The sequence below is a fragment of the Occultella gossypii genome (assembly GCF_019947135.1).
Classification (GTDB): domain Bacteria; phylum Actinomycetota; class Actinomycetes; order Actinomycetales; family Beutenbergiaceae; genus Occultella; species Occultella gossypii.
Map to the genome: position 1 here is coordinate 1 of NZ_JAGSHT010000037.1, position 5,520 is coordinate 5,520.

General features: G+C 56.2%; 3 rRNA genes. All 3 read right to left on the reverse strand.

What is annotated here, in order from left to right:
- Window positions 1-44: 44 nt before the first annotated feature.
- Window positions 45-161: ribosomal RNA gene (rrf, locus tag KCQ71_RS26730) — 5S ribosomal RNA — on the reverse strand.
- An 85-nt stretch (window positions 162-246) separates the two neighbouring features.
- Window positions 247-3,370 (reverse strand): 23S ribosomal RNA (locus KCQ71_RS26735).
- Between the two features lie 372 nt (window positions 3,371-3,742).
- A 16S ribosomal RNA gene (locus KCQ71_RS26740) occupies window positions 3,743-5,265 on the reverse strand.
- The 16S, 23S and 5S rRNA genes sit together here, the layout of an rRNA operon.
- Between the last annotated feature and the right edge of the window lie 255 nt (window positions 5,266-5,520).

Below are 5,520 nucleotides of genomic sequence, written 5' to 3' on the forward strand. Positions count from 1 at the left end.
CGACAAGGGCCACCCCGGTGTGGGGTGGCCCTTGTCTAAGTGTTGTCCGGCGGCGTCCTACTCTCCCACGTAGTCTCCCACGCAGTACCATCGGCGCAGAGGGGCTTAGCTTCCGGGTTCGGAATGGGTCCGGGCGTTTCCCCCTCGCTATGACCGCCGTAACTCTATGGAGATGTCATCGGTTTCCCGACCGTATCTCGGGAACCGCACAGTGGACGCGTAACACACAGGTATTGACTTTTTCGTGTGGTCAAGTTATCGGCATATTAGTACCGGTCAGCTCCATGAGTCTTTGAGTCCTCACTTCCACATCCGGCCTATCAACCCAGTAGTCTAGCTGGGAGCCTCTCGGGGACTAGCCCCATGGAAATCTCATCTTGAAGCAGGCTTCCCGCTTAGATGCTTTCAGCGGTTATCCCTTCCCAACGTAGCTAACCAGCCGTGCTCCTGGCGGAACAACTGGCACACCAGAGGTTAGTCCGTCCCGGTCCTCTCGTACTAGGGACAGCCCTTCTCAAATTTCCTGCGCGCGCAGCGGATAGGGACCGAACTGTCTCACGACGTTCTAAACCCAGCTCGCGTACCGCTTTAATGGGCGAACAGCCCAACCCTTGGGACCTACTCCAGCCCCAGGATGCGACGAGCCGACATCGAGGTGCCAAACCATGCCGTCGATATGGACTCTTGGGCAAGATCAGCCTGTTATCCCCGGGGTACCTTTTATCCGTTGAGCGACGGCGCTTCCACGAGCCACCGTCGGGTCACTAGTTCCGACTTTCGTCCCTGCTCGACTTGTCAGTCTCACAGTCAAGCTCCCTTGTGCACTTACACTCGAAACCTGATTGCCAACCAGGCTGAGGGAACCTTTGAGCGCCTCCGTTACATTTTAGGAGGCAACCGCCCCAGTTAAACTACCCACCAGGCACTGTCCCTGATCCGGCTTACGGACCGAGGTTAGATATCCAGAACGACCAGAGTGGTATTTCAACGTTGACTCCACAAGCACTGGCGTGCCCGCTTCATAGTCTCCCACCTATCCTACACAAGCCGTACCGAACACCAATACCAAGCTATAGTAAAGGTCCCGGGGTCTTTCCGTCCTGCTGCGCGTAACGAGCATCTTTACTCGTAGTGCAATTTCGCCGAGTTCGCGGTTGAGACAGCGGAGAAGTCGTTACGCCATTCGTGCAGGTCGGAACTTACCCGACAAGGAATTTCGCTACCTTAGGATGGTTATAGTTACCACCGCCGTTTACTGGGGCTTAAATTCTGAGCTTCGCCTAAAAGGCTGACCCGTCCTCTTAACCTTCCAGCACTGGGCAGGCGTCAGTCCGTATACATCGTCTTGCGACTTCGCACGGACCTGTGTTTTTAGTAAACAGTCGCTTCTCCCTGGTCTCTGCGGCCCTCAAACGCTCCCACAGCAAGTGTGTTCACGCCTCAGGCCCCCCTTCTCCCGAAGTTACGGGGGTATTTTGCCGAGTTCCTTAACCACGATTCACTCGATCGCCTTAGTATTCTCTACCTGACCACCTGAGTCGGTTTAGGGTACGGGCGGCTAGAACCTCGCGCCGAGGCTTTTCTAGGCAGCATAGGATCACCCAATCATCCAGCATACGCTGTCACCATCAGTTCTCAGGCTTCATGAGGTACGGATTTGCCTATACCTCGCCCTACAACCTTGGACGTGCCAAGCCATAAGACACGCTGGGCTACCTTCCTGCGTCACCCCTGTTAATACGCTTACCTACTACCGGTTCGGGTCACACGCTCCGCAACCACGTCCTCCGAAGAGGATCTAGGAAGCTTCGGGTGTTTAGCATCACCGGGCTCGGTATGGGCGGTTCTTCGCCGGTACGGGAATATCAACCCGTTGTCCATCGACTACGCCTGTCGGCCTCGCCTTAGGTCCCGACTTACCCAGGGCGGATTAACCTGGCCCTGGAACCCTTGGTCATTCGGCGGACGGGTTTCTCACCCGTCATTCGCTACTCATGCCTGCATTCTCACTCGTGTGGCGTCCACGGCTGGATCACTCCGCCGCTTCACTCGCCACACGACGCTCCCCTACCCATCCACACACCTGGACCAACACTACAAGAGTGCCGGCCGGGTAAAAATGTGAATGCCACAGCTTCGGCGGTATACTTGAGCCCCGCTACATTGTCGGCGCGGAATCACTTGACCAGTGAGCTATTACGCACTCTTTCAAGGGTGGCTGCTTCTAAGCCAACCTCCTGGTTGTCTGTGCAACTCCACATCCTTTCCCACTTAGCATACGCTTAGGGGCCTTAGCTGGTGGTCTGGGCTGTTTCCCTCTCGACTACGAAGCTTATCCCCCGCAGTCTCACTGCCACGCTCTCACTTACCGGCATTCGGAGTTTGGTTGACGTCAGTAACCTTGTAGGGCCCATCAGCCATCCAGTAGCTCTACCTCCGGTAAGAAACACGTGACGCTGCACCTAAATGCATTTCGGGGAGAACCAGCTATCACGAAGTTTGATTGGCCTTTCACCCCTATCCACAGCTCATCCCCCCAGTTTTCAACCTAGGTGGGTTCGGTCCTCCACGCGGTCTTACCCGCGCTTCAACCTGGCCATGGATAGATCACTTCGCTTCGGGTCTAGAGCACGCGACTCAATCGCCCTATTCGGACTCGCTTTCGCTACGGCTTCCCCACACGGGTTAACCTCGCCACGTACCGCTAACTCGCAGGCTCATTCTTCAAAAGGCACGCTGTCACCCCTGCTAGGGAGGCTCCAACGGATTGTAAGCACACGGTTTCAGGTACTATTTCACTCCCCTCCCGGGGTACTTTTCACCTTTCCCTCACGGTACTTGTCCGCTATCGGTCACCAGGTAGTATTTAGGCTTATCAAGTGGTCTTGACAGATTCACACGGGATTTCTCGGGCCCCGTGCTACTTGGGATACTCATCGGGAGGCCATGCGATTTCGTCTACGGGAGTTACACCCACTATGCTTGGCCTTTCAAGACCATTCGACTATCACAAGGCTTTCTGACTCCCCGTCCGTCCGGCAGAACGAACTGATAAGTCCCACAACCCCACTGATGCAACGCCCGCCGGCTATCACACACCAATGGTTTGGCCTGATCCGATTTCGCTCGCCACTACTCTCGGAATATCTCTTCCTGTGGGTACTGAGATGTTTCACTTCCCCACGTTCCCTCCACACACCCTATGTGTTCAGATGCGGGTAACCGGGCATGACCCCGGCTGGGTTTCCCCATTCGGAAATCCTCGGATCAAGGTTCGTTTGCCAACTCCCCGAGGCTTATCGCAGGCTACTACGTCCTTCTTCGGCTCCTGGTGCCAAGGCATCCACCGTATGCTCTTAAAAACTTGAACCACAAAAATCAAAGATGCTCGCGTCCACTGTGCAGTTCTCAAGCTACGGGCGATCCCACACCCCCACCCCAACACAACCGTGTCAAGAAGCGTGTGGCCCGACATGAAGCAACGAAGCTCTCGCCCGTTCCCTCAGGACCCAACAGTGTGTCAACCAACCCACCAACCGAACCACCCACAACATTCCCACCCACCAACCCCCAAAGGAGACCAGCAAGCTGTACTAGTGCGAGCAGCCCAACCAGCAGACCGTTCCATCGATGTTCCACCCGTGAGCACCACCCCGGAACATCCGTCCGGGCAGTGGTACCTGGACCAACCCCCCACAACCACACAGTGATCGCAGGTTACAGGCCGGCCAGTGCTCCTTAGAAAGGAGGTGATCCAGCCGCACCTTCCGGTACGGCTACCTTGTTACGACTTCGTCCCAATCGCCAATCCCACCTTCGACGGCTCCCCCCACAAGGGTTGGGCCACCGGCTTCGGGTGTTACCGACTTTCGTGACGTGACGGGCGGTGTGTACAAGGCCCGAGAACGTATTCACCGCAGCGTTGCTGATCTGCGATTACTAGCGACTCCGACTTCATGGGGTCGAGTTGCAGACCCCAATCCGAACTGAGACCGGCTTTCTGGGATTCGCTCCACCTCGCGGTATCGCAGCCCTTTGTACCGGCCATTGTAGCATGCGTGAAGCCCAAGACATAAGGGGCATGATGATTTGACGTCATCCCCACCTTCCTCCGAGTTGACCCCGGCAGTCTCCTATGAGTCCCCACCATAACGTGCTGGCAACATAGGACGAGGGTTGCGCTCGTTGCGGGACTTAACCCAACATCTCACGACACGAGCTGACGACAACCATGCACCACCTGTACACGAGTGTCCAAAGAGTGCGTTATCTCTAACACGTTCTCGTGTATGTCAAGCCTTGGTAAGGTTCTTCGCGTTGCATCGAATTAATCCGCATGCTCCGCCGCTTGTGCGGGCCCCCGTCAATTCCTTTGAGTTTTAGCCTTGCGGCCGTACTCCCCAGGCGGGGAACTTAATGCGTTAGCTGCGGCACAGAATCAGTGGAACTGACCCCACACCTAGTTCCCAACGTTTACGGCATGGACTACCAGGGTATCTAATCCTGTTCGCTACCCATGCTTTCGCTCCTCAGCGTCAGTAGTGGCCCAGAGACCTGCCTTCGCCATCGGTGTTCCTCCTGATATCTGCGCATTCCACCGCTACACCAGGAATTCCAGTCTCCCCTACCACACTCTAGTCTGCCCGTACCCACTGCAGGCGCGAGGTTGAGCCTCGCGTTTTCACAGCAGACGCGACAAACCGCCTACGAGCTCTTTACGCCCAATAATTCCGGACAACGCTTGCGCCCTACGTATTACCGCGGCTGCTGGCACGTAGTTAGCCGGCGCTTCTTCTGCAGGTACCGTCACTTTCGCTTCTTCCCTACTGAAAGAGGTTTACAACCCGAAGGCCGTCATCCCTCACGCGGCGTCGCTGCATCAGGCTTTCGCCCATTGTGCAATATTCCCCACTGCTGCCTCCCGTAGGAGTCTGGGCCGTGTCTCAGTCCCAGTGTGGCCGGTCACCCTCTCAGGCCGGCTACCCGTCGTCGCCTTGGTAGGCCATTACCCCACCAACAAGCTGATAGGCCGCGAGTCCATCCCGAACCAAAATTCTTTCCAAACACACCCATGCAGGCGCATCTCATATCCAGTATTAGCACCAGTTTCCCAGCGTTATCCCGGAGTTCGGGGCAGGTTACTCACGTGTTACTCACCCGTTCGCCACTGATCCAAGAGAGCAAGCCCCCTCTTCACCGTTCGACTTGCATGTGTTAAGCACGCCGCCAGCGTTCGTCCTGAGCCAGGATCAAACTCTCCGTAAATGCATAACAGCACCCACAACCACCCAAAGGCAGCCACAAGCACCGACACTACGAAGCAACCCCCACCACAACCAAAGCTGCAATGGAAGCCGATTCAAAACCCGGCCCGACCAGCCATCTGGCACAACTGGTCAAACCAAATAAACAAACTATTCGGCATCGATTATATGACACACTGTTGAGTTCTCAAGGAGCGGACGCGCACCAACCCAGACCCGCTAAGATCCTCGCTGGGGCAACCTCTCTACCCTAGCC